The sequence below is a fragment of the uncultured Maribacter sp. genome (assembly GCF_947495965.1).
Classification (GTDB): Bacteria; Bacteroidota; Bacteroidia; order Flavobacteriales; family Flavobacteriaceae; genus Maribacter_B.
This window is the reverse complement of record NZ_CANMBB010000001.1, coordinates 905,285-925,183: the sequence shown is the minus strand read 5'-3', so window position 1 is coordinate 925,183 and position 19,899 is coordinate 905,285. Positions and strand designations below refer to the sequence as shown.

Annotated in this window: 15 protein-coding genes; 2 read left to right on the top strand and 13 right to left on the bottom strand. The window is 31.0% G+C overall.

The annotated features are described in order from the left end of the window. Positions 1-69: 69 nt before the first annotated feature. The 10 genes from Q0820_RS03765 to Q0820_RS03720 all read right to left on the bottom strand — a co-directional run bounded on the left by Q0820_RS03765 (position 70) and on the right by Q0820_RS03720 (position 13,220). On the bottom strand, positions 70-3,999 hold the full coding sequence (locus Q0820_RS03765) for a hybrid sensor histidine kinase/response regulator transcription factor (protein ID WP_298485230.1): 3,930 nt from the start codon (positions 3,997-3,999) through the stop codon (positions 70-72). Positions 4,000-4,070: 71 nt separating this feature from the next. Beyond that, positions 4,071-5,228, bottom strand: coding sequence for a methionine aminotransferase (locus Q0820_RS03760; protein ID WP_298485229.1), 1,158 nt, complete (start codon positions 5,226-5,228; stop codon positions 4,071-4,073). Between the two features lie 29 nt (positions 5,229-5,257). Beyond that, entirely contained in the window at positions 5,258-5,944 is a 687-nt protein-coding gene (locus Q0820_RS03755) for a lycopene cyclase domain-containing protein (RefSeq protein WP_298485228.1), read from the bottom strand. Further along, a complete protein-coding gene (locus tag Q0820_RS03750) occupies positions 5,944-6,402 on the bottom strand; it encodes a sterol desaturase family protein (protein WP_298485225.1) in 459 nt (152 codons plus the stop codon). Before Q0820_RS03750 ends, Q0820_RS03755 begins: the two co-directional genes overlap by 1 nt. A 1-nt stretch (position 6,403) precedes the next feature. Then, positions 6,404-7,243, bottom strand: coding sequence for a phytoene/squalene synthase family protein (locus Q0820_RS03745; protein WP_298485223.1), 840 nt, complete (start codon positions 7,241-7,243; stop codon positions 6,404-6,406). 2 nt (positions 7,244-7,245) lie between these two features. Next, positions 7,246-8,709: an NAD(P)/FAD-dependent oxidoreductase gene (gene crtI / locus Q0820_RS03740; protein WP_298485221.1), complete on the bottom strand. Its 1,464-nt coding sequence runs from the start codon at positions 8,707-8,709 to the stop codon at positions 7,246-7,248. Positions 8,710-8,758: 49 nt separating this feature from the next. Beyond that, the gene (locus tag Q0820_RS03735) at positions 8,759-9,646 is read right to left on the bottom strand and encodes a MerR family transcriptional regulator (RefSeq protein WP_298485219.1); all 888 of its coding nucleotides are present in this window, start codon (positions 9,644-9,646) and stop codon (positions 8,759-8,761) included. Between the two features lie 112 nt (positions 9,647-9,758). Further along, entirely contained in the window at positions 9,759-10,505 is a 747-nt protein-coding gene (locus tag Q0820_RS03730) for a succinate dehydrogenase/fumarate reductase iron-sulfur subunit (protein ID WP_298485217.1), read from the bottom strand. A gap of 9 nt (positions 10,506-10,514) precedes the next feature. Further along, positions 10,515-12,530: a fumarate reductase/succinate dehydrogenase flavoprotein subunit gene (locus Q0820_RS03725; protein ID WP_298485216.1), complete on the bottom strand. Its 2,016-nt coding sequence runs from the start codon at positions 12,528-12,530 to the stop codon at positions 10,515-10,517. Positions 12,531-12,542: 12 nt separating this feature from the next. After that, on the bottom strand, positions 12,543-13,220 hold the full coding sequence (locus Q0820_RS03720) for a succinate dehydrogenase cytochrome b subunit (RefSeq protein WP_298485214.1): 678 nt from the start codon (positions 13,218-13,220) through the stop codon (positions 12,543-12,545). 252 nt (positions 13,221-13,472) lie between these two features. Here Q0820_RS03720 and Q0820_RS03715 point away from each other — a divergent pair, with 252 nt between their 5' ends. Next, positions 13,473-14,360: a RimK family alpha-L-glutamate ligase gene (locus tag Q0820_RS03715; RefSeq protein ID WP_298485212.1), complete on the top strand. Its 888-nt coding sequence runs from the start codon at positions 13,473-13,475 to the stop codon at positions 14,358-14,360. Further along, positions 14,341-15,312 (top strand): succinylglutamate desuccinylase/aspartoacylase family protein, encoded by a 972-nt coding sequence (locus Q0820_RS03710; RefSeq protein ID WP_298485210.1) that lies wholly within the window; start codon positions 14,341-14,343, stop codon positions 15,310-15,312. Before Q0820_RS03715 ends, Q0820_RS03710 begins: the two co-directional genes overlap by 20 nt. Before the next feature lie 213 nt (positions 15,313-15,525). On the opposite strand, the gene Q0820_RS03705 is transcribed toward Q0820_RS03710, so the two are convergent. From Q0820_RS03705 to Q0820_RS03695, 3 genes are read right to left on the bottom strand one after another with little or no spacing between them, the layout of a single operon-like run. Beyond that, positions 15,526-16,500, bottom strand: a complete 975-nt coding sequence (locus Q0820_RS03705; RefSeq protein WP_298485208.1) for a ThuA domain-containing protein — start codon at positions 16,498-16,500, stop codon at positions 15,526-15,528. Positions 16,501-16,540: 40 nt separating this feature from the next. Continuing rightward, a complete protein-coding gene (locus Q0820_RS03700; RefSeq protein WP_298485205.1) occupies positions 16,541-16,879 on the bottom strand; it encodes a cupin domain-containing protein in 339 nt (112 codons plus the stop codon). A 20-nt stretch (positions 16,880-16,899) separates the two neighbouring features. Then, on the bottom strand, positions 16,900-19,749 hold the full coding sequence (locus Q0820_RS03695) for an exo-alpha-sialidase (protein ID WP_298485203.1): 2,850 nt from the start codon (positions 19,747-19,749) through the stop codon (positions 16,900-16,902). Between the last annotated feature and the right edge of the window lie 150 nt (positions 19,750-19,899).

The following is a 19,899-nucleotide window of genomic DNA, read 5'->3' as shown; positions in this document are numbered from 1 at the left end:
ATATGCTGAAACCTAAAAAACTATGGTGGACTTTTTGAGTAAAAAGGTGTAAATATTGAGCAAAGAAGATTACGCTTTCTTCTTAGGTATATACAAAGACGGTGGGTTTCCAAACTCTTTTTTAAAAGCGCGACTAAAATAACGATTGTCGTTATAGCCTATTTTATAGGCTATTTCTTTTAGCGTATAGCGGCCTTCTTTTATCAAGATCATAGCTGTAGAAAGCCTGTGAAAGTTAATATATTCAATTATGGATTTTCCTGTGAGGGCTTGAATTTTTCTGTAAAGTTGAGATCTTCCTATGGCTAATTCTGAACAAAGTTGATCTACAGAAAAATCAGAATTTTCCAAGTGTTTTTCAAGTTCTAAGTTTACTTTTTCCAGATATTTATCTGTGTTTTCACTATTTGTTTTTTTAAATTCTCCTAAATTCTCTTGAGTAAACTTTTTGAGTAATTGATTTCTACCATCTATAACATTCTTGATTTTAAGTTTAATTTCTGAAATATTAAATGGCTTTTGAATATAATCTTCTGCTCCGGTGGTTAAACCTGTAATTTTATTTTGAATTCCAGTTTTTGCAGTTAAAAATAATAATGGAATGTGAGAAGTTAGCTCGTTACTTTTTAACTGATTTGCTAATTGAATGCCATCGGATTCTGGCATCATAATATCACTAATTATAACATCTGGTAAGGTTGCAATAGCTAATTTTAATCCAGTTTTTCCGTTTTCTGCTTCAATAATTTGATAGGTTTCTTTTAACTCGTCATTAATATAATTTCTTATATCATCATTATCTTCAACAATTAAGACTAAAGTTTTATCTGTATTAATTTCAGGAAGTTCATCACCTTTTTTAGTATAGGTGCCTTCATAATCTTGATGCCCAATAGGAATTTCAACTTTAAAATGACATCCTTTTTCTTTGCTTGATTTTAACTCTATATTTCCTTTGTGAAGTTTAACTAATTCCGCCGTGAGCGATAGACCAATACCACTACTATAACCAAAGTCTGCATTTTCGCCTAATTGATAAAAACGTTCAAAAACTTTTTCTTGATATTCAATGGGAATTCCTGAGCCGTTATCTATAACATGAATCTCCATAAAACCATTACTAACCTTGCCATCTTCTTTAGCTTCTATATCTTTAAGCTTAACTAATAATTGCACTGTACCCTCTTTAGGCGTGTATTTAAAGGCATTAGACATTAGGTTGGTTACTATTTTTTCTAAAACATCAGCATCAAAAAATAGCTCATACTTATCTTCAGGAAGGGTATTATTGTAATGGATGTTTTTTTCTTTAGACCAATAATGAGATGAGGCGTTAATATTATTAAAAACAGATAGGTCTTTTTGGGTAGTAATTTGAAGTTTTTGATTGCCTTCTAGTTTTCTATAATCTAAAATTTGATTTACCAATTCTAAGAGTCTTGAACTGTTTCTATGCATCATTTCTAAAACCTTATTACTAGGTTTTATGTTTTCTTGGGTATATTTATCTAAAGGTGATGTAATAAGGGTTAAAGGAGTTCGTAACTCGTGAGATATATTAGTGAAGAATTTTAATTTCATTTTAGCAACTTCTTCAAACTGAAAAACACGGTCTTTTTCAATTTCAAACTTGGCTCTGTTTCTTTCTTTTTTTATGACAAACCTTAATATTAATGCAAAGAATAAAATAGCTAATAATAGTCCTATCATTTTTACCCATAAAAGTTCCCAGAATGGAGGGGTTATAGTAATGGTTATTTCTTTTATTTTATTACTCCATACCCCATGTTCATTGCTTCCTTTTACCATAAAAGTATACTCGCCAGAAGGTATGTTGGTGTAAGTTGCTTTTTGGTTATCTTGAACGTTACTCCAAGATTTATCATAACCATCTAGCTTGTAGGCAAATTTACAGCGTCCATTATTATTATAGTTTATAACATGAAATTCTATTTCAAATTTCTTGTCGCTATATTCTAGATTAATCTGATTTTCAATTTCAATATTTTTTGAAATATATTTACTGTTAGGTTTAATAATTTCATTATTTACCCAAAGCTTAGATAAATATATCTTAGGACTTTTATTACTTTCTTTAACATCTTCTGGGTTAAATATCATTAAGCCTTTATTGGTGTTAAAAACAAGGTGCCCGTTTTTTAAAGGAAGGCTAGAGGTTCCAATTTTATGAGATAGTACACCGTCTTGCTCATTTAAAACCCTTATTTTATTATTTTTATAATCGTATTTTAGAAGACCATTTAAAGTTCCAATCCATAATATAGAATTAGCATCTTGTTCTATAGATAATATAATTTTATCTTTTATTATAGGGTTTTCGCTCTGTATAAAGGTATCTGTTTTTTTGTCTAATCTACATAAACCTGCCTTAGTCCCAATCCATAAATTATTCTCATTATCTTCAAAAATTTCATGCACAAAATTATTGTTAAGAGTGGTTTTGTCTCCAATTTTATGCCTGTAATGTGTAAATTTTTTAGTTTTAGGATTGTATTTTTTTAGCCCATCTCCTTCTGTACCAATCCAAATACAATTTTTACTATCTTCAAACAAAACATAAACTTTATGAAAGTATCCTATACCGTTAGGAAGGTTCCAGTCACATTTAAATTTTACATTTTTTTTAGTTTGTATATTATAATTAGATGCTCCTAAAACCTCACCAATCCATAATTGGTTATCCTTAGTCTGTAGAGCAGCAAATGGCCAAATATTTTCTTGTATTTGCTGTAATAAAATACCATTGGAGTTAAATTCGTAATAATATTCATTATCAGCTACCCAAATGGTGTTTTTACCTTGTGTTGCTATATAAGGTTTGCCAAAAAATGTTCTCTTTAATTTTTGATAATTTTTCGAATTTTCTTTGTCTATTATATAAATAGCATTGTCTTTAGATACCCAAAAATTAGTGTTGGTTTTGGAAATATCTCCTTTAAAATTTTCTTTAATAAAGGGAGTAAAAGGGGATGTTTTTTTTTCAATAAGAAAGAAAGCTCCAAACCTATCTAATAACCATGTAGAGTTGTTGTTTACATTATGATATATTCTTGTTAGTAAGTAATCTTTTTTAGTATTAAAGACATCTTGAAGGTTAATTTGTTGTTTTGTTTTTAAATCAAAATCTGTAATTATTATTTTATTACGGTTTAAAAACCAACAATTTTCATCATTTATTTTTTTTACTCCGTAGGCAGTTCCATTCGAAATAGATAAAAGGGAGAACTTATTCTCCGAATAAGTATAAAACTCTTTAGATGCAGTTAGTAATTTTCCATTATAATATGCTAACCTATGATGGTATTGGGTGCCTTTAAGTGGCGATTTAAATAGTTGCTTAAATTTTTGTGTTTTGGGGTTAAAAATATTAAGCCCAATCCATGTGCCAATGGCTAATTTACCATCAGCAATTTCTTCAATAGAAAGGATATTATTGTGGCTAACACTTGTAGAATCTTTAGTATTGTGCTTAAAAGATTTAAAAGAACCATCTTGTCGGTTCATAATGTTTAAGCCACCACCATCGGTGCCAATATAAAAAGTACTGTCTTTAGTTTCAAATATGGTTTTTATTTCGTTAAAACTTAAACTTTTTGGGTCTTTGTCTTTATGAATATATTGTTCAAAGCAATCGCAATTTCTATCGTATTTTAATAATCCCCCACCATAGGTGCCAACCCATAGTGTGTTTTTTTTATCTTCATAAAGACAAGAAATATGGTTATCTGTAATGCTGGTTTTGTCGTTTTCGTTTTTTATATAACTTTTAAAATTATTACCATCATACCTCCATAATCCATTAGTGGTTGCAATCCATAAAAACCCATAAGAGTCTTCTAATATATCATGAGCAGTAGTTTCTATAGGTAATTTAAAAGGCGTTATTTCATAATTATCTATAAATTTTTGATTATAAGCTTTGGTATAAAATAAAAGCAACACGTAAAATAGAATGAAAAAATATTTATGTGTTGTCATTATTAAAAAAATATAAAAGATTATTTTTTACAATTTACAAACTAATTTTTAAGCATGTTAGGATAAGCAAATTAGATGCTTTTCAAAATTTTAGTTGCTTTTTCAAGGGTTTCCTGGGTTTTAGCAAAACAAAAACGTAAGACTTTATCATCCCTGTTATTTTCATTAAAAACTGAAATAGGAATACTAGCTATTTTGTACTTTTTAATAAGGTTTTCTGCAAAAGAAATATCTTTTTCTTGCGTAATGTTAGAATAATCTAAAAGCTGAAAATAGGTGCCTTTACAGGGTAGAATTTTAAATTTAGAGCCTTGCAGCTCTTGAATAAAAAAGTCTCTTTTCTTTTGATAAAAGGAGCTAAGACTACTATAGTTATTAGGGTTTTTTAAATATTCAGCTAATGCAATTTGAGTGGGATGATTTATTGAAAAAACGTTGAACTGGTGTGTTTTTCTAAATTCGTTCATTAACTCTTTTGGACCTACACAGTATCCAATTTTCCAGCCAGTAATATGAAATGTTTTGCCAAAAGAAGAGCATATAATACTACGAGAAGCTAGTCCTTTATATTTTGCAACACTTTCATGAGATTGACCATCATAAACAAGGTGCTCATAAACTTCATCACTAAGTACTATTATATTAGTATCTAGAAGAATTTTTTCTAACATAAGCATGTCTTCTTTTGTTAGAACTGTTCCTGTTGGGTTGTGCGGGGTATTAATAATTACCATTTTAGTTTTTGTGGTAATTTTATTCTGGAATTTTCCCCAATCTATTCTGTAGGTTTTAGGAGATAAATTAACAGGTACTGGAATTCCGCCATTGGCTATTATAGACGGCTCATAAGAATCATAGGCTGGCTTTATAACAATTACTTCGTCTCCAGGGGAAACAAAGGCTGTAATAGTTGTAAAAATTGCTTGGGTTGCTCCTGCGGTAATTGTTATTTCAGATTCAGGATTGTAATATTTTTTGGAAATTGCATTTATTTTACTAGAAATAGTTTGTCTTAAATTCATATCTCCAGCCATTGGAGCATATTGGTTATAACCATTATGCATTGCTTTAGTAACCATATCTAATAATACAGAATCTGGATTAAAGTTAGGAAACCCTTGGGAAAGGTTTATAGCATTATACTTAGTTGCTAATTGCCCAATAGAGGTAAAAATTGTTGTTTTTACATTTGGTAATTTAGAGGAAATAGAAAGTTTTTGTGAAGACATTTTTAAAGATACTAGAAACTCTCTTAAAACTATTCTTTTTTGAATAAAGACTTAAATTCATCTATTAAAACAACATTTAAGAATAATAAATTAAATGCATATACGGTATCCTCAATAGGGATTGTAAAAAGCCTAATCCCTAAATTTTCATTGTTGTTATACCAAACTATAGGCTCTTCTATAAAGGAACCAGTTAGAATACCATTTACTATAAAAAAAGGAATTAAAATAATAAGAAAAGAAATGTAGAATTTTTGAAGCTGTTTTATTCTTAAAAAACCAATTATTAGTAGCGTAACTGCAATACTAAAGTTTATTGATGTATATACCTTTTCTATATTATTTAAGGCTGTTATTGATAAAATTATAATTAATAGTACGCTAATTATTTGAGATGTTTTTTTTGATAGTTTTATTTTTGGGTAATAATAAGCAAAAGCATAATGTATAAAAACCGAAGCATAAGGTATGCAAATAAAAAAAAGCCATTCTTCAAGCGGAAGTCCTAGTAATTTATATGGCAAATGATATTTAGTGTTAAAACCCCATACACCATCTAATGTAAAAATAGCGTCCCACAAAATAAATGCTAGCCCAACTATAATTATAGAACTAAAAATAGCTTTCCAATATTTTATAAAATTCATCTTCCTATGAAATGAATACGCAAATGGAATGGAAATAGATGCAAGATTTAGTATTAAATACAAATACATTATACCAATTGGTTTTTAAAATATTTATAAGGCACATATAGCATTCCAAAACATTCGCCATCTTCTTTCCCTAAATGTTTATGATGTATTTTATGTGCTTTTCTAAGACCAATTAAGTATTTATTTTTGGTTTTTTTAAACCATTTAAATCTTTGATGGATTAGAACGTCATGAATTAAAAAATAAGTTAATCCGTAGCATAAAATTCCAAACCCTATAAAAAATAAGTAATTAATATTCGGTATAACTCCATACCAAAACAATAAAATACTTGGTATAGCGAATATTACAAAGAACCAGTCGTTTTTTTCAAAAACGCCTTGGTATTTTGGTTGGTGGTGGTCTTCGTGCAAATACCATAAAAATCCATGCATTATATACTTATGCGTACACCAAGTTATAGCTTCCATACTTAAAAAAGTAAGGATAACAATTACGGGATATAGTATTATAAGCATATTACAAGATATTAAGTTTATATCTAATAAAGGATTTAGCTAGTAAATTAAATTTCATTAAATCGGATATACGTATTCTAGTATCCATAATTTGGCTAGAAGGTGTTCTTTCTAACTTTCGTAAAAGTTTTAAGTAATATCTGTACGCCGTATATACACCAAACCTAGATTCTAAAGGTAATTTTACAACTCCTTTATAGGCTTCTTTAAAGTCTTCTTTTATTTCCTCTATAATATTTAATTTATCTTCTGGACTTAATTGCTTTAAATTAACATTTGGAAAGTAGGAGCGGTTAAGTACTTCATAATCTTCTTTAATGTCTCTTAGAAAATTAACCTTTTGAAAAGCAGAACCTAAACGCATAGCAGGTGCTTTTAAAGCATTATACTTATCTATATCTCCATTTGTAAAAATTTTTAAGCACATGAGTCCTACTACATCGGCAGAGCCATATATGTACTCTTCATAATCTTTTTTGTTATGATAGGTTGTTTTATGCAAATCTGCACGCATACTTTTTAAAAAGGCTTGTATTAAATCATCTTCTATCTTATATTTTTTGACAGTTTTTTGAAAAGAATGTAAAATAGGATTTAGGCTTATATTGTTTTTATGCGCTTCATAATAGTTGTCTTCAAAATCTTTAAGTAAATTTTGTTGATTATGTTCATGAAAACTATCTACAATTTCATCTGCAAAACGAACAAAACCATAGACACTGTATATAGCACTTCTAATTTTGGGAGATAACATTCTAACAGCCGAAGAAAATGAGGTGCTGTATTTTTTAGTAACTAATTTGCTACAAGAAAAAGAAAGCTCTGTATATAATTTTTTCATAATTAGCTGTTTTTTAATATTAAATCTGCCGCTATTTTCCCTGATATTAATGCAGGTGGTACGCCAGGTCCTGGTACTGTAAGCTGCCCTGTAAAGAATAAATTCTTTACTTTTTTACTTCTTATTTTTGGCCTTAAAAATGCGGTTTGCATAAGAGTATTTGCAAGTCCGTAGGCATTTCCTTGGTAAGAGTTGTATTGCTCTTTAAAATCATTTACGCAAAAGGACTCTTTAAATATAATATTTTCTTTAATGGTTTGATTAGTTACTTTTTCTAATCTTGTTATTATTTTTTTAAAATATGCTTCTCTAATTTCATTAGTATCTTTTATACCTGGAGCAAGCGGAATTAAAAAAGTTGCAGCTTCTTTTCCTTCTGGAGCAGCGGAAGCATCTGTTTTGCTAGGAAAACTTACATAGAATAAAGGGTCTTCTGGCCATTTTGGAGTATCGTAAATAGATTCTGCATGTACTTCAAAATCACAATCAAAAAATAATGTATGGTGCGATACATTTTTTACAGGCTTACTTAAGCCAACATAAAACAATAGGGCAGAAGGAGCAAAAGTTTTGTTGCTCCAATATTTTTCTGAATACTGTCTATTTTCTTTAGGCAATAAAGTTTCTGTATGATGATAATCTGCACCGCTCAGTATACTATCAGATTTTTTAAATTCTCCGTTTACAATAAGCCCTTCTACTTTGTTGTTTTTGCTTACTTTTATCTGCTCAACATTAGCTTCTGTAATAAATTCTACACCTAGAGATTGTGCTAAGGTTACCATACCAGTAACAACAGTAAACATACCACCATTAGGATGCCAGGTTCCAAGTCCAAAATCTGCATAATTCATAAAATTATAAAAGGAAGGTGTATTACTAGGTTTTGCTCCAAGAAATAAAACAGGGAATTCTAAAATTTTAATTAGTTTTTCATTTTTAATTTTTTTTCGAATAGTTTTTCGAATAGTAGAAAAAAACTGGCCAGCTCTTTTTATAGTAACGGGTGTAATAAGTTCTGAGATAGATTCTCCAGGCTTGTAAACTAAATCTTTAATTGCTGTATTGTAATTGTTCTTTGCTGAGGTTAAGAATTCTCTAAGGTGTAAGGAACTACCTTTTTCTTCTGCTTCAAACATAGAATGTATTTCTTCTATATTACCAGAAACTAATTTTGAATCATCTTTTCCAAAATATACCTGATATGCAGGGTCTAATTTGTTAAGATGGTAATAATCTGATGGATGTTTATTAAAATCGGAGAAGAATTTTTCAAATACATCTGGCATCCAATACCATGTAGGGCCTATATCAAAGGTAAAACCTTCTTTTTTTAATTGTCTTGCTCTACCTCCTAGTGTATTGTTTTTTTCAAGCACAATTACTTTGTAGCCTGCCTTTGCTAAATAGCAAGAAGCAGATAAAGAAGAAAATCCTGAACCAATTATATATATTGTTTTTTTCATATTGTTTAACAAAAATAATAAAAAGTTAAACAATATTAAAGTATAACTTTTATAAACTTTCTAAAAGACTTACTGTAGAACTAAATGTTTTAATGTTATCATACGTAATTCCTAAGTTTTGGGTTCTATCTCCTACTGCCCAAAATGTATTATTAGTATTTTTGATTATAGTGTTAATTTCTTTAAAATACGGTACTAGTTTGCTTTCTTGAGGCTCAACAGTAAAATAGGATATAAAACATATATCATTAAACACGTTTTGTACATCTATAAGGTTATAAATAGGAACACTTTGTCCAAGGTATATTGTTTTAATGCCTCTTAAAGTTAGTTCATAATTTAGGTAAAGTAACCCAAGTTCATGTATTTCATTTTCAGGAAGATAAAGTACATAAACTCTTGTGTCATTATTTTGTTTAAATGGAATACGCTCTGTATTAATCTGTATTTTTTGGGATATTAAGTTAGATATGAAATGTTCGTGAGCAGGCGTTAAAGTCTTTGTTTGCCATAGAAGGCCTATAAAATTTAAAAGCGGAATAAAGGTTTCTTTAAATATTTCTGGAAAAGATTTTTGAACCAGAAGCTTAGCATATACTTGATTAAAAAGATTTTGATCAAAATTATACATTGCTATTTTTAATGAGTTTATGGCATCATCAGTAATATCTGTCTTTAAAGCTAATTCTCTTGAGTTAAGAATTATTTCGTTTTCAGACATAGCAGCTATTTTAGATATCTTGTAGTTGTTATTATTTAATAAAACTACATTTAATAGCTTTTGTAGGCTATCTTGATCATAATATCTAGAATTGCCAGAAGTTCTTTCTGGACTAAATAGATTGTATCTTTTTTCCCAAATACGTATTGTATGTGCTTTTATACCCGAAATATTTTCAAGGTCTTTAATACTAAATCTTGTTTTTATATTGTTCAATTAAAAATGCATTTAAGTTAGACAAACTTAATAAAAAAAATACACTTTCTTAAAAATAAAAAAACCTTAAGCAATTAAGCTTAAGGTTTTTCATAGGTAAGTTATTTATTGTTTAGCTTTTAAATGTAGCTTTTAATAATTCTCTATTCATTCTAGCAATGTTTTCTAGAGATATTCCTTTAGGGCATTCAATTTCACAAGCACCGGTATTACTACAGTTACCAAAACCTTCTAAATCCATTTGTGCAACCATGTTTTTAACACGATCTGTAGCTTCTACTTGTCCTTGTGGTAATAATGCGTATTGAGACACTTTTGCACCAACAAAAAGCATAGCAGAGGAGTTCTTACATGTTGCAACACATGCACCACAGCCAATACAGGTTGCAGCATCCATTGCTTCATCCGCATCATGTTTAGATATAGGGGTTGCATTTGCATCTTGCGTATTACCAGAGGTATTTACAGAGATATAACCACCAGCATGTTGTATACGATCAAAAGAACTACGATCTACAACTAAATCTTTTATTACAGGAAATGCTTTTGCTCTAAATGGCTCTATGGTAATAGTATCACCATCTTTAAACATACGCATGTGTAGCTGGCAAGTAGTAACTCCGCGATCAGGACCATGTGCCTCACCATTTATGTACATAGAGCACATACCACAAATACCTTCTCTACAATCATGATCAAAAGCAACTGGCTCTTCACCTGTATTAATTAATTGTTCATTAAGAACATCCATCATTTCTAAGAAAGACATATGTTCTGAGATATCGGTAACTTTATAGTCTACCATTTGACCCTTAGTTTTCGAGTCTTTTTGTCTCCAAATTTTAAGCGTTAAATTCATAGTCTTTCCTTATTTGTATGAACGTTGTTTAAGTTCAATATCGTTAAATTCTAACTCTTCTTTATGAAGAACTGCATCTGCAGGTTCTCCTTTATATTCCCAAGCAGAAACAAATGCAAAATCTTTATCATTACGTTTTGCTTCTCCTTTTTGTTCGCCGTCTAATTCTACAGATTCTTCTCTAAAATGTCCACCGCAAGATTCTTCACGTGTTAAGGCATCCTTAGCAAATAACTCGCCAAGTTCTATAAAATCTGCAACACGGCCTGCTTTTTCTAATTCTGGGTTCATTTCGTTAATGCCTCCAGGAACAGAAACATTTTTCCAGAAATCTTCACGTAAAGCTTTAATTTCTGCCATTGCTTCTTTAAGTCCTTTTTCATTACGAGACATTCCACATTTATCCCACATAATCTTACCTAGTTTTTTATGGTAATAATCAACAGAATGTTCTCCTTTGTTTGTTACAAAGAACTCTAAACGTTCTCTTACATCTTTTTCTGCTTCTATAAATTCTGGAGAATCCGTTGAAATTTTCCCTGTTCTAATATCATCAGATAAATAATCTCCAATAGTATACGGCAATACAAAATAACCATCTGCTAAACCTTGCATTAATGCAGAAGCTCCAAGCCTGTTAGCACCATGATCAGAGAAATTAGCTTCTCCAATACAGTACAACCCAGGAACAGTAGTCATTAAATTGTAATCTACCCAAACACCACCCATTGTATAGTGTACCGCTGGGTAAATCATCATTGGTGTTTCGTATGGATTCTCATCTACGATTTTCTCATACATTTGAAATAGGTTCCCGTATTTTGCTTCAACAATTGCTTGTCCTAATTCGTATATTTTAGCTTCAGAAGCATTTTTTATATTCTGAATTTTCGCTTGTTCTGTACCATAGCGTGTAATTGCCGATGCAAAATCTAAATATACCGCTTCTCCGGTAGCGTTTACACCGTAACCAGCATCACAACGTTCTTTTGCCGCTCTAGAGGCAACATCACGTGGTACTAGGTTTCCAAATGCTGGGTATCTACGTTCTAAGTAGTAATCTCTTTCGTCTTCAGACAAATCAGTAGGTTTCTTGCGACCTTCACGAATTGCCATAACATCTTCCATATTTTTAGGTACCCAAATACGACCATCATTACGTAAAGACTCAGACATTAAGGTTAATTTAGACTGATAATCTCCAGAACGAGGAATACATGTTGGGTGAATTTGCGTATAACAAGGATTGGCAAAGAAAGCACCTTTTTTATGTATTTTCCAACCAGCAGATACGTTAGATCCCATTGCATTGGTAGATAAGAAAAATACATTTCCATAACCACCAGAGGCAATAACTACAGCATGAGCAGAATGGCGTTCTATTTCTCCAGTAATAAGGTTACGTGCAATAATTCCTCTTGCTTTCCCATCAACTTTAACAACATCAAGCATTTCATGACGGTTGTGCATTTCAATCTTACCACGAGCAATTTGTCTGTTCATTGCAGAATATGCTCCTAATAATAATTGTTGTCCTGTTTGCCCTTTAGCATAAAAAGTTCTAGAAACCAATACACCACCAAAAGAGCGGTTATCTAATAACCCACCATAATCACGTGCAAAGGGAACTCCTTGAGCAACACATTGGTCAATAATATTGGCAGATACTTCTGCTAAACGGTAAACGTTTGCTTCACGGGAGCGATAATCACCACCCTTTACAGTATCATAAAATAATCTATAGGTAGAATCTCCATCTCCTTGATAGTTTTTAGCGGCATTAATACCACCTTGAGCAGCAATAGAGTGTGCTCTTCTTGGAGAATCTTGATAAGCAAATGCTTTTACATTATATCCTAATTCTGCTAATGTTGCACAAGCAGAACCTCCAGCTAATCCAGTACCAACAACAATAACATCTATGTTACGTTTGTTTGCAGGGTTAACTAAATCAATATGGTTTTTATAATCAGTCCACTTATTTTTAAGTGGTCCTTTTGGTACTTTAGAATCTAATACAGACATAGAATTGTATTATTAATGATTAAAATGATGAAAAAGAGCAATTAATATAAAACCTAAAGGAATTATAATGGCATAAGCTTTTCCAAATGCTTGAAGTTTTTCTTTTCTCATGGAACTAACTCCAGAAGATTGAAACGCAGAGCTAAATCCGTGCATTAAGTGTAAAGATAAAAACACAAATGCTAAAACATAAGCACCAACTCTTAGTGGATTAACAAACTTGTGTGTTAATTCTTCATAATAACGGTATCCTTCACCATCTGCTAGTAATCCAGACATATCGCCTTGAATATATTTTGTATTAATTTCTGGTATCCAAAAATCAATAAAGTGAAGAACTAAGAAACCTAAAATAGCTAATCCGCTATAAATCATGTTTCTACTCATCCAGCTAGAATTAGCCGAACCATTATTTTTTGCATACTTTACAACTCTTGCATTTCTATTCTTTATCTCTAGAATAAAGCCCATTATAAAATGGTACATTACTCCAAAAATTAAAATTGGCTGCATTACATACTGTATAACCCAAAAAGTTCCCATAAAATGAGAAGCTTCATTAAAAGCATTAGGGCTAAAAACAGAAAGTATGTTTATTGCAAAATGTTGTAAAAGAAAAAACATTAAAAATAAAGCAGAAAGTGCCATTGCATATTTTCTGCCTATTGAAGATGTGAAAAATTTACTCATTGGTTAATTAATTTTAGACAAATTTAACGTACAAACGGTTGATTAACAAACTTTGTTTTATTAGTCTCCGTATTTATACTTAGTAAAAATAAGAAGCTTGTATACCTGTAAATACGTAAATACAAGTTTTATAGTTAATTATAAAGAAAACGATTTCGTATAGCGTATAATTTTCGACCTTAAAAACTGATTTTTTTTCAATTTAATTTTGTTTTTTTACCTAATAAACTATGAAGAGTTTAAATAATTAGCATGGATATTGGATTATTATCTGTAAGTATAAATGTGTATTCTACAAAAAGAATAGTAGAAGAAGCTCAAAAATTAGGGCATTATATAGAACAAATTGATCATACAAAATGCGCTGTAAAGTTAGGCAAAGGCAAACCTCAAATTTTTTATCAAGGGCAAAACATAACCAATGTTTTTCAGGCCATAATACCAAGAATAGGAACTAAAGTAACTAAACATGGTGCTGCTATAGTAAAGCAGTTTCAAATGAATGGGGTGTATAGTGTGGCAGAAGCACAAAGTATTACTACCGCAAGAAATAAAGTACAAACCCTACAAATTATGGCCAGAAAGGGAATTGCCATTCCAGATACTCTTTTTTCTATTAGCCCAGATAATATTGAAGAACAGATAGATATTTTAGGAGGAATGCCAATAATAATTAAACTTCAAGAAGGGACACAAGGTTTAGGAGTAATTTTAGCAGAAACTAAAAAATCGGCTAAATCTATTATAGATACTTTTTATAAAATGAATACCAGTATTCTTATTCAAAAATATATAGAAGAGTCTAAAGGAGAAGATATTAGGTTATTTGTTATTGGTAAAAGGGTTGTTGCAAGCATGAAAAGAACAAGTGCTCCAGGAGATTTTAGATCTAACGTGCACCGTGGAGGAGCTACAGAAATAATAGAACCTACAAAAACTGAAAAGTTTATGGCTATTAACGCTACAAAACATGTGGGTTTAGATATTGCTGGGGTAGATTTACTACGTTCTAAAAATGGGCCGTTGTTAATTGAGGTAAATGCATCGCCGGGGTTACAAGGAATAGAAGCTGCAACAGGACTTAATATTGCAAGAGAAATTGTATTGTATGTTGAAAAAAATGGAGGACTTAAAAAGTAAAAATATTGTAATAGGAGGCGAAACTGTTTCACCAGGGCAGTATAAGTTACTAAGCATTAGTATTGGTAGGTTGCCTACAGGCACTTTAATAGATATTCCTGTGTATGTTTTTAATGCAAAAGAACCAGGCCCAACAATGTTGGTACAAGCTGGATTACATGGAGATGAAATTAATGGTGTGGAGATTGTACGACGTATGTTACATAAAAAAAAGTTTGCCATTAAAAAAGGAGCTGTAATTGCAGTGCCAATATTAAATATTTTTGGTTTTATACACTATTCCAGAGATGTTCCAGACGGTAAAGATGTAAACAGAAGTTTTCCAGGCTCTAAAACAGGTTCTTTAGCAAGTAGAATGGCATACCATTATGTTTCTGAAATATTACCGCAAATAGATTTTGGGATAGATTTGCATACTGGTGGAGCGCAACGTAGTAATTATCCGCAAATACGATATACTGTAGGGGATGTATTAAGTAAAGACTTGGCTACTGCTTTTAATGCGCCGTTTACTTTTTCTTCTAAACTTATAAAAGGCTCTTTTAGAAGTGTTTCTCATAAAATGGGTAAGCCTACTGTAGTTTTTGAGGCTGGTGAAAGTATGCGTTTTGATACACATTCCATCTCTGAAGGAATACAAGGTATATTAAATGTTTTACAACACTATGGTATGATAGACAAACAGGAGTCTTTAAGCATAGAAAAAAAGGATTCCATTATACTTATAGATAGAAAATGGTTAAGAGCGCCAACTGCAGGTATGTTTATTTCAGAAGTAGTAAACGGAGCACCTATTAAAAAGAATGCTATTTTAGGTATTATAACCGACACTTTTACTCTTAAAATTAAAACAATAAAAGCACCTTATGATGGTTTTATTTGCGCTATAAATAACCAAGCCGTAGTTAACCAAGGAGATGCTCTTTTTCATGTTGGGAAAAGAGAATTGTAGTCTATTTTAGTGTAGAAATTTTCTTTTTTTGAATGTTTTAGCTTGTTTTAAACAAACCAGGTAGTCTCTATATTAAATTTTATAGTGGTTATAAAACAGTGCTTTTGTAGTTTGTCGATAAAAAATATAGCAAAACCTATAATTTAAAAGCTTTTTAAGGGTATGTAAAAAGTAAAAACCAACTGGCTAGTTGGTTTTTACTTTTTGTTGTGATTATTCTACTTTATGAAAAGGTCTACTACTTGTTTCGTCTTTTTTAGGAAAATCTTTAGGAATTTTTTGGGTAACTTTTCCTGTAGCGGCCCATTCTGCCCCTCTTAAAAATGTGGTTATAAAACCAACGCATTGTACAGAATAATCTGCATGCCCCATAATACTATGAAAAATACGCCCCTTGCCGTATTCTAACGTCATTAAAGCTGGTTCATGACGTCCAGATCCTTTATTTTCTTTCTTGGAATAAGCAGTAGCTAAAACCGTCATATTTTCTGCAGGACCTCTTAAACTATTGTATAGCTCATCTTTTGTATGTAACCAAGTTTTTGGTAAACCTTTTGTAATTGGGTGTTTTTTATCTCTTATTTGAATTTGATATTCACTTTGCGGGCCATGAGCACCAGCACTTCCGACGGATGTATCTCTTATTAATTTGCCTTTTTCGTTATAATAGACATAAGGACCGTCTTTTTCGTTACGGTTTCCCCAACCACCTAAACCAATCATTTTGTTATATGCTAACCATTCTGGAAAAGAATTATCTGCCGCATGAAAAACTACTAAACCACCACCATTTTCTATAAATTCTTCAAAAGCTTTTTGGGTTTTTTCTGGCCAAGAGGCTGCTTTCCACCCAAAATTGCAAATAACTAAATCGTAATCAGAAAAGTTGGGTGCATAGTTAGGGTCTTTTTTGGGTTCTTTTAATGCCTCTGTATGTTTCTTATTTAAAGCATATTCTTGAATATATTTTTCTCCTTTCCAAGTATAAGCTGTTCTATCTAAATCTACAGAAAACAACTTTGTATCTACCATATATTTTTTTAACATATAGCTTATTTTAGGCCATTGTCCATGATTGTTCTGACCATCAATAATTAAAGTTTTTATTTTGGGTTGTTCTGTAGTTTGCCCAATAACTGTAGTTGAAACTAAAAGAAGTATGAAAAATATTTTTTTAAGAAAGTGCATTGGTATTTTTTTAGAAAGATAGTATAAAAATTGCAACTATTTAATCGGTAGCAATTCCAAAATAATTCCAATGAACATCTTCTTTAAAAGGATTGCTTTGTGCATGTAATTCTCCAGGTTCAATCGTAATACAGTCCCCTTTAGATAAAACTATAGTGTTGTTATTTACAATAAATTGCGCTTTACCACTTACAATCTGAAAAACTTCAAACATGGTATCGTGTTTATGCAATTCTACCTCTTGTCCGGGTTTAAAAGTAGCGGATCCAAACATCATTAATTGTGGTATCTCTCCTCGTTCTATAAAAACCTTTTTTTTAATTTCAGCATTATGAGAAACCCCTACTTCTGGTAGCTCTTTAGTTTTTACAAGTTTCATAATTAAGATATATTAGAGATTTATTCAATTGTAAAAGTAATTTCTTTTTTAACACTTTTGCTTTCTAATAGAACGGTGTAAATGCCTTTTGGAAGATATGTTTTTCCGTTTTTAGCAGTTTCTAATTTGTTGTTGTTATTTTTTTCGTAATTCAATTTTCCTTCCATAGAAAATGCAACATCAAAAGAAAGTACATTAAACCCTTTATTCGATTCTATTTCGGTTTGACTCACAATAGTTTTATCTTTAGAAATAATCTTTGCAGTATATAGATTTTTGCTATTGGTGTAAAAAACAATATCTATACCAGGTGTTTCTGGTTTGCTCCATGAACTCCATGCATTCCCCCAGTTTTTAGAATGCCTAATAGATTTAATTTTAAATATATTTAAATCTTTTTGTAGAATATCCTCTGTAGTTTCTTGTAAAGGTTTAATGTTTGCTTTATAAATACTTCTTCCATGCGTGCCAACTAACAAATGTTTAGCTTCTTCTTGTATCACTAAATCATGTACAGCAACATTAGGTAACCCGTTTTGCATAACTTCCCAAGAGTTTCCTCTGTTAAATGAGGTGTATAAACCATTGTCCGTCCCAACAAATAATAAATTCTCATTCTCAGGGTCTTCTATAAGTACATTTACAGGAGAATTAGGTATATTGTTCACAATGCTTTTCCAAGTATTTCCATAATCATTACTGCAATAGATATAAGATGTGAAATCGTCATTTCTATACCCATTTAGAGTAAGGTAAACTCTTTCTTTTTTATGCTTAGAAGCCAGAACTCTACTTACCCATAAGTTTTTTGGTAAACTGTCTGATAAGATTTTCCAGGTACTTCCTCCGTCTTTAGACATTTGAACAAGTCCATCATCACTGCCAGTGTATAATAAACCAAATTTAAAAGGAGATTCAGAAATTGTTGTAAGTGTGCCATAAGCTACATTACCTTTTTTGCTTCCTAGGGTTAGATCGTTAGAAATAGTTTCCCATGAAGCCCCTTGGTTTAAAGATCTATGTAATTTATTACTACCCAAGTAAAGTATGTCTTGGTTGTGTTTAGATAGTAAAATAGGAGTTTGCCAATTAAACCTATATGGTTTTTCTCCTAATTCATGTTTTGGTTGTATATAGGCTCTTTTACCAGAACTTTTATTTATTCTGTAGTAGTTTCCAAATTGATATCCGGTATAAACTATGTTGTGATTTCTACTGTCAATTTCTATTTGCATGCCATCGCCTCCCATTAAAGACTCCCAAGGGTACTTTCCTGTTTGGTGCCACTTGGTATTTAAAGGAGCATTATGTGGGCCATGCCAAACACCGTTATCCTGTAGCCCGCCATAAACATGATAGGGTTCTTGGTTGTCTACATTTATGGCGTAAAATTGCCCTACATTGTTGGTGTTTAATTTTGTCCAGCTTTTGCCATTATCATAAGACATATTTAAACCGCCATCATTGCCACTAATTATGTGCCCTTCTAGGTTTGGATTTATCCATAATGCTTGGTGGTCTGCATGCACATTTTTTCCTTGTATGTTAGAAAAAGTTTCTCCATTATTTTCAGAAAACAGTAAAGGAACACCAGTAATGTAAATTTTATCTTTATTGGTAGGGTTTACCCTAATTTCTCCAAAATAATATCCATAACTATAATATAAATCGTCAATAAAATCTTCATTTTTTTTAATCCATGTTTCTCCTCCATTTTCAGTAAAATATACTTCGGCACCAATTGCTGGAGTGTTAAAAAGTAAAGAATTTGCATTTTCTAAATAGGTTGTAATATCTGCAGGTTTTGTAAGACCGCTTCGTACCATTTGTTTTACGTTCTCTGCTCTATATTTTTCTTGAAACCCATTTGTTTTAAGAAAAGAGTTTAGTTTTTTATCCTCAAGACTTAAGAACTCTTCATTAGTCATGGTTTTAAAAACCTCTTTGTCTAATTTGTCTGTTTTTTTAATGGTATTACTTTCTGTTTTTCTTCTATATTGATTATCAAGAACAGCATAAACAATACTGTCATTAAAAGCTGCAAGTCCTATTCTACCAACACCGTCACCTGTTGGAAATCCGTTTTCTGTAGAAGTAATCTTTTTCCAAGTTTCTCCAGCGTTTATACTTTTGTAAATAGCAGAACCTTTACCACTACTAGTAAAATTCCAACCTTTTCTATCTTTTTGCCATGCAGAAGCATATACTACATTAAAATTATTTGGAGCGTAAGCCATATCAATAATTCCTGTATTGGTATTTATATGAAGTGTTTTTGTCCAAGTTTTTCCTCCGTCTACAGTTTTGTAAATACCCCTTTCTTCATTGGGAGTGTATAAATGACCAGCTGCTCCAACAAGTACTTCATTAGGGTTATTAGGATTAATTAGTATTCTACCAATATGGTGAGTATCATTTAAACCAGTATTTATCCATGTTTTTCCTTGATCTATGGATTTTAATATGCCAATACCTGCATAAGAAGACCTCGAAGAGTTATTCTCCCCAGTACCAACCCAAATAGTACCATTTTTCCAGTCTACAGCAATATCACCAATATTTTGTGTATTAGAATTATCCATTAATGGTGTAAAAGAGGTGCCATTATTATTGGTGTACCAAAGACCACCGGAGGCATATGCTACATAAAATTCTGTTGGCTTTTTTTCATTAACATCAATATCTACAACACGACCGCTCATTATAGAAGGACCTATATTTTTAAGAGGTATATTTTTCACTAATGAGACGTTTTTTAGCTCATTTTTCTTTAATAAGTCTTTACTAATTTTTTCTGATGCGCTATTTGTGTTTTGAGCAAAAGAATAAAAACAAAAACTAAAGATTAAAATGTGAAGGTATATTTTCATTTAAGTAGAAATAGCTATGGTTTAAAAAGGGAAGTTAGGAATATCTTTTGTAGTGGTAAAATTTAAAAATTCATCATATATTGTTGTAAATCAACATTTAATGCAACACTAAATTGTTAATTTGATAATTTTTTCGTTAATTTATTGTCG

Excerpts from the sequence above, each read along its gene's own strand:
- Q0820_RS03765 (WP_298485230.1), bottom strand. The coding sequence starts at position 3,999 with ATGACAACACATAAATATTTTTTCATTCTATTTTACGTGTTGCTTTTA.
- Q0820_RS03720 (WP_298485214.1), bottom strand. The coding sequence starts at position 13,220 with ATGAGTAAATTTTTCACATCTTCAATAGGCAGAAAATATGCAATGGCA.
- crtI (WP_298485221.1), bottom strand. The coding sequence starts at position 8,709 with ATGAAAAAAACAATATATATAATTGGTTCAGGATTTTCTTCTTTATCT.
- Q0820_RS03730 (WP_298485217.1), bottom strand. The coding sequence starts at position 10,505 with ATGAATTTAACGCTTAAAATTTGGAGACAAAAAGACTCGAAAACTAAG.
- Q0820_RS03705 (WP_298485208.1), bottom strand. The coding sequence starts at position 16,500 with ATGCACTTTCTTAAAAAAATATTTTTCATACTTCTTTTAGTTTCAACT.
- Q0820_RS03710 (WP_298485210.1), top strand. The coding sequence starts at position 14,341 with ATGGAGGACTTAAAAAGTAAAAATATTGTAATAGGAGGCGAAACTGTT.
- Q0820_RS03715 (WP_298485212.1), top strand. The coding sequence starts at position 13,473 with ATGGATATTGGATTATTATCTGTAAGTATAAATGTGTATTCTACAAAA.
- Q0820_RS03725 (WP_298485216.1), bottom strand. The coding sequence starts at position 12,530 with ATGTCTGTATTAGATTCTAAAGTACCAAAAGGACCACTTAAAAATAAG.
- Q0820_RS03760 (WP_298485229.1), bottom strand. The coding sequence starts at position 5,228 with ATGTCTTCACAAAAACTTTCTATTTCCTCTAAATTACCAAATGTAAAA.
- Q0820_RS03750 (WP_298485225.1), bottom strand. The coding sequence starts at position 6,402 with ATGCTTATAATACTATATCCCGTAATTGTTATCCTTACTTTTTTAAGT.
- Q0820_RS03700 (WP_298485205.1), bottom strand. The coding sequence starts at position 16,879 with ATGAAACTTGTAAAAACTAAAGAGCTACCAGAAGTAGGGGTTTCTCAT.
- Q0820_RS03695 (WP_298485203.1), bottom strand. The coding sequence starts at position 19,749 with ATGAAAATATACCTTCACATTTTAATCTTTAGTTTTTGTTTTTATTCT.
- Q0820_RS03755 (WP_298485228.1), bottom strand. The coding sequence starts at position 5,944 with ATGTATTTGTATTTAATACTAAATCTTGCATCTATTTCCATTCCATTT.
- Q0820_RS03745 (WP_298485223.1), bottom strand. The coding sequence starts at position 7,243 with ATGAAAAAATTATATACAGAGCTTTCTTTTTCTTGTAGCAAATTAGTT.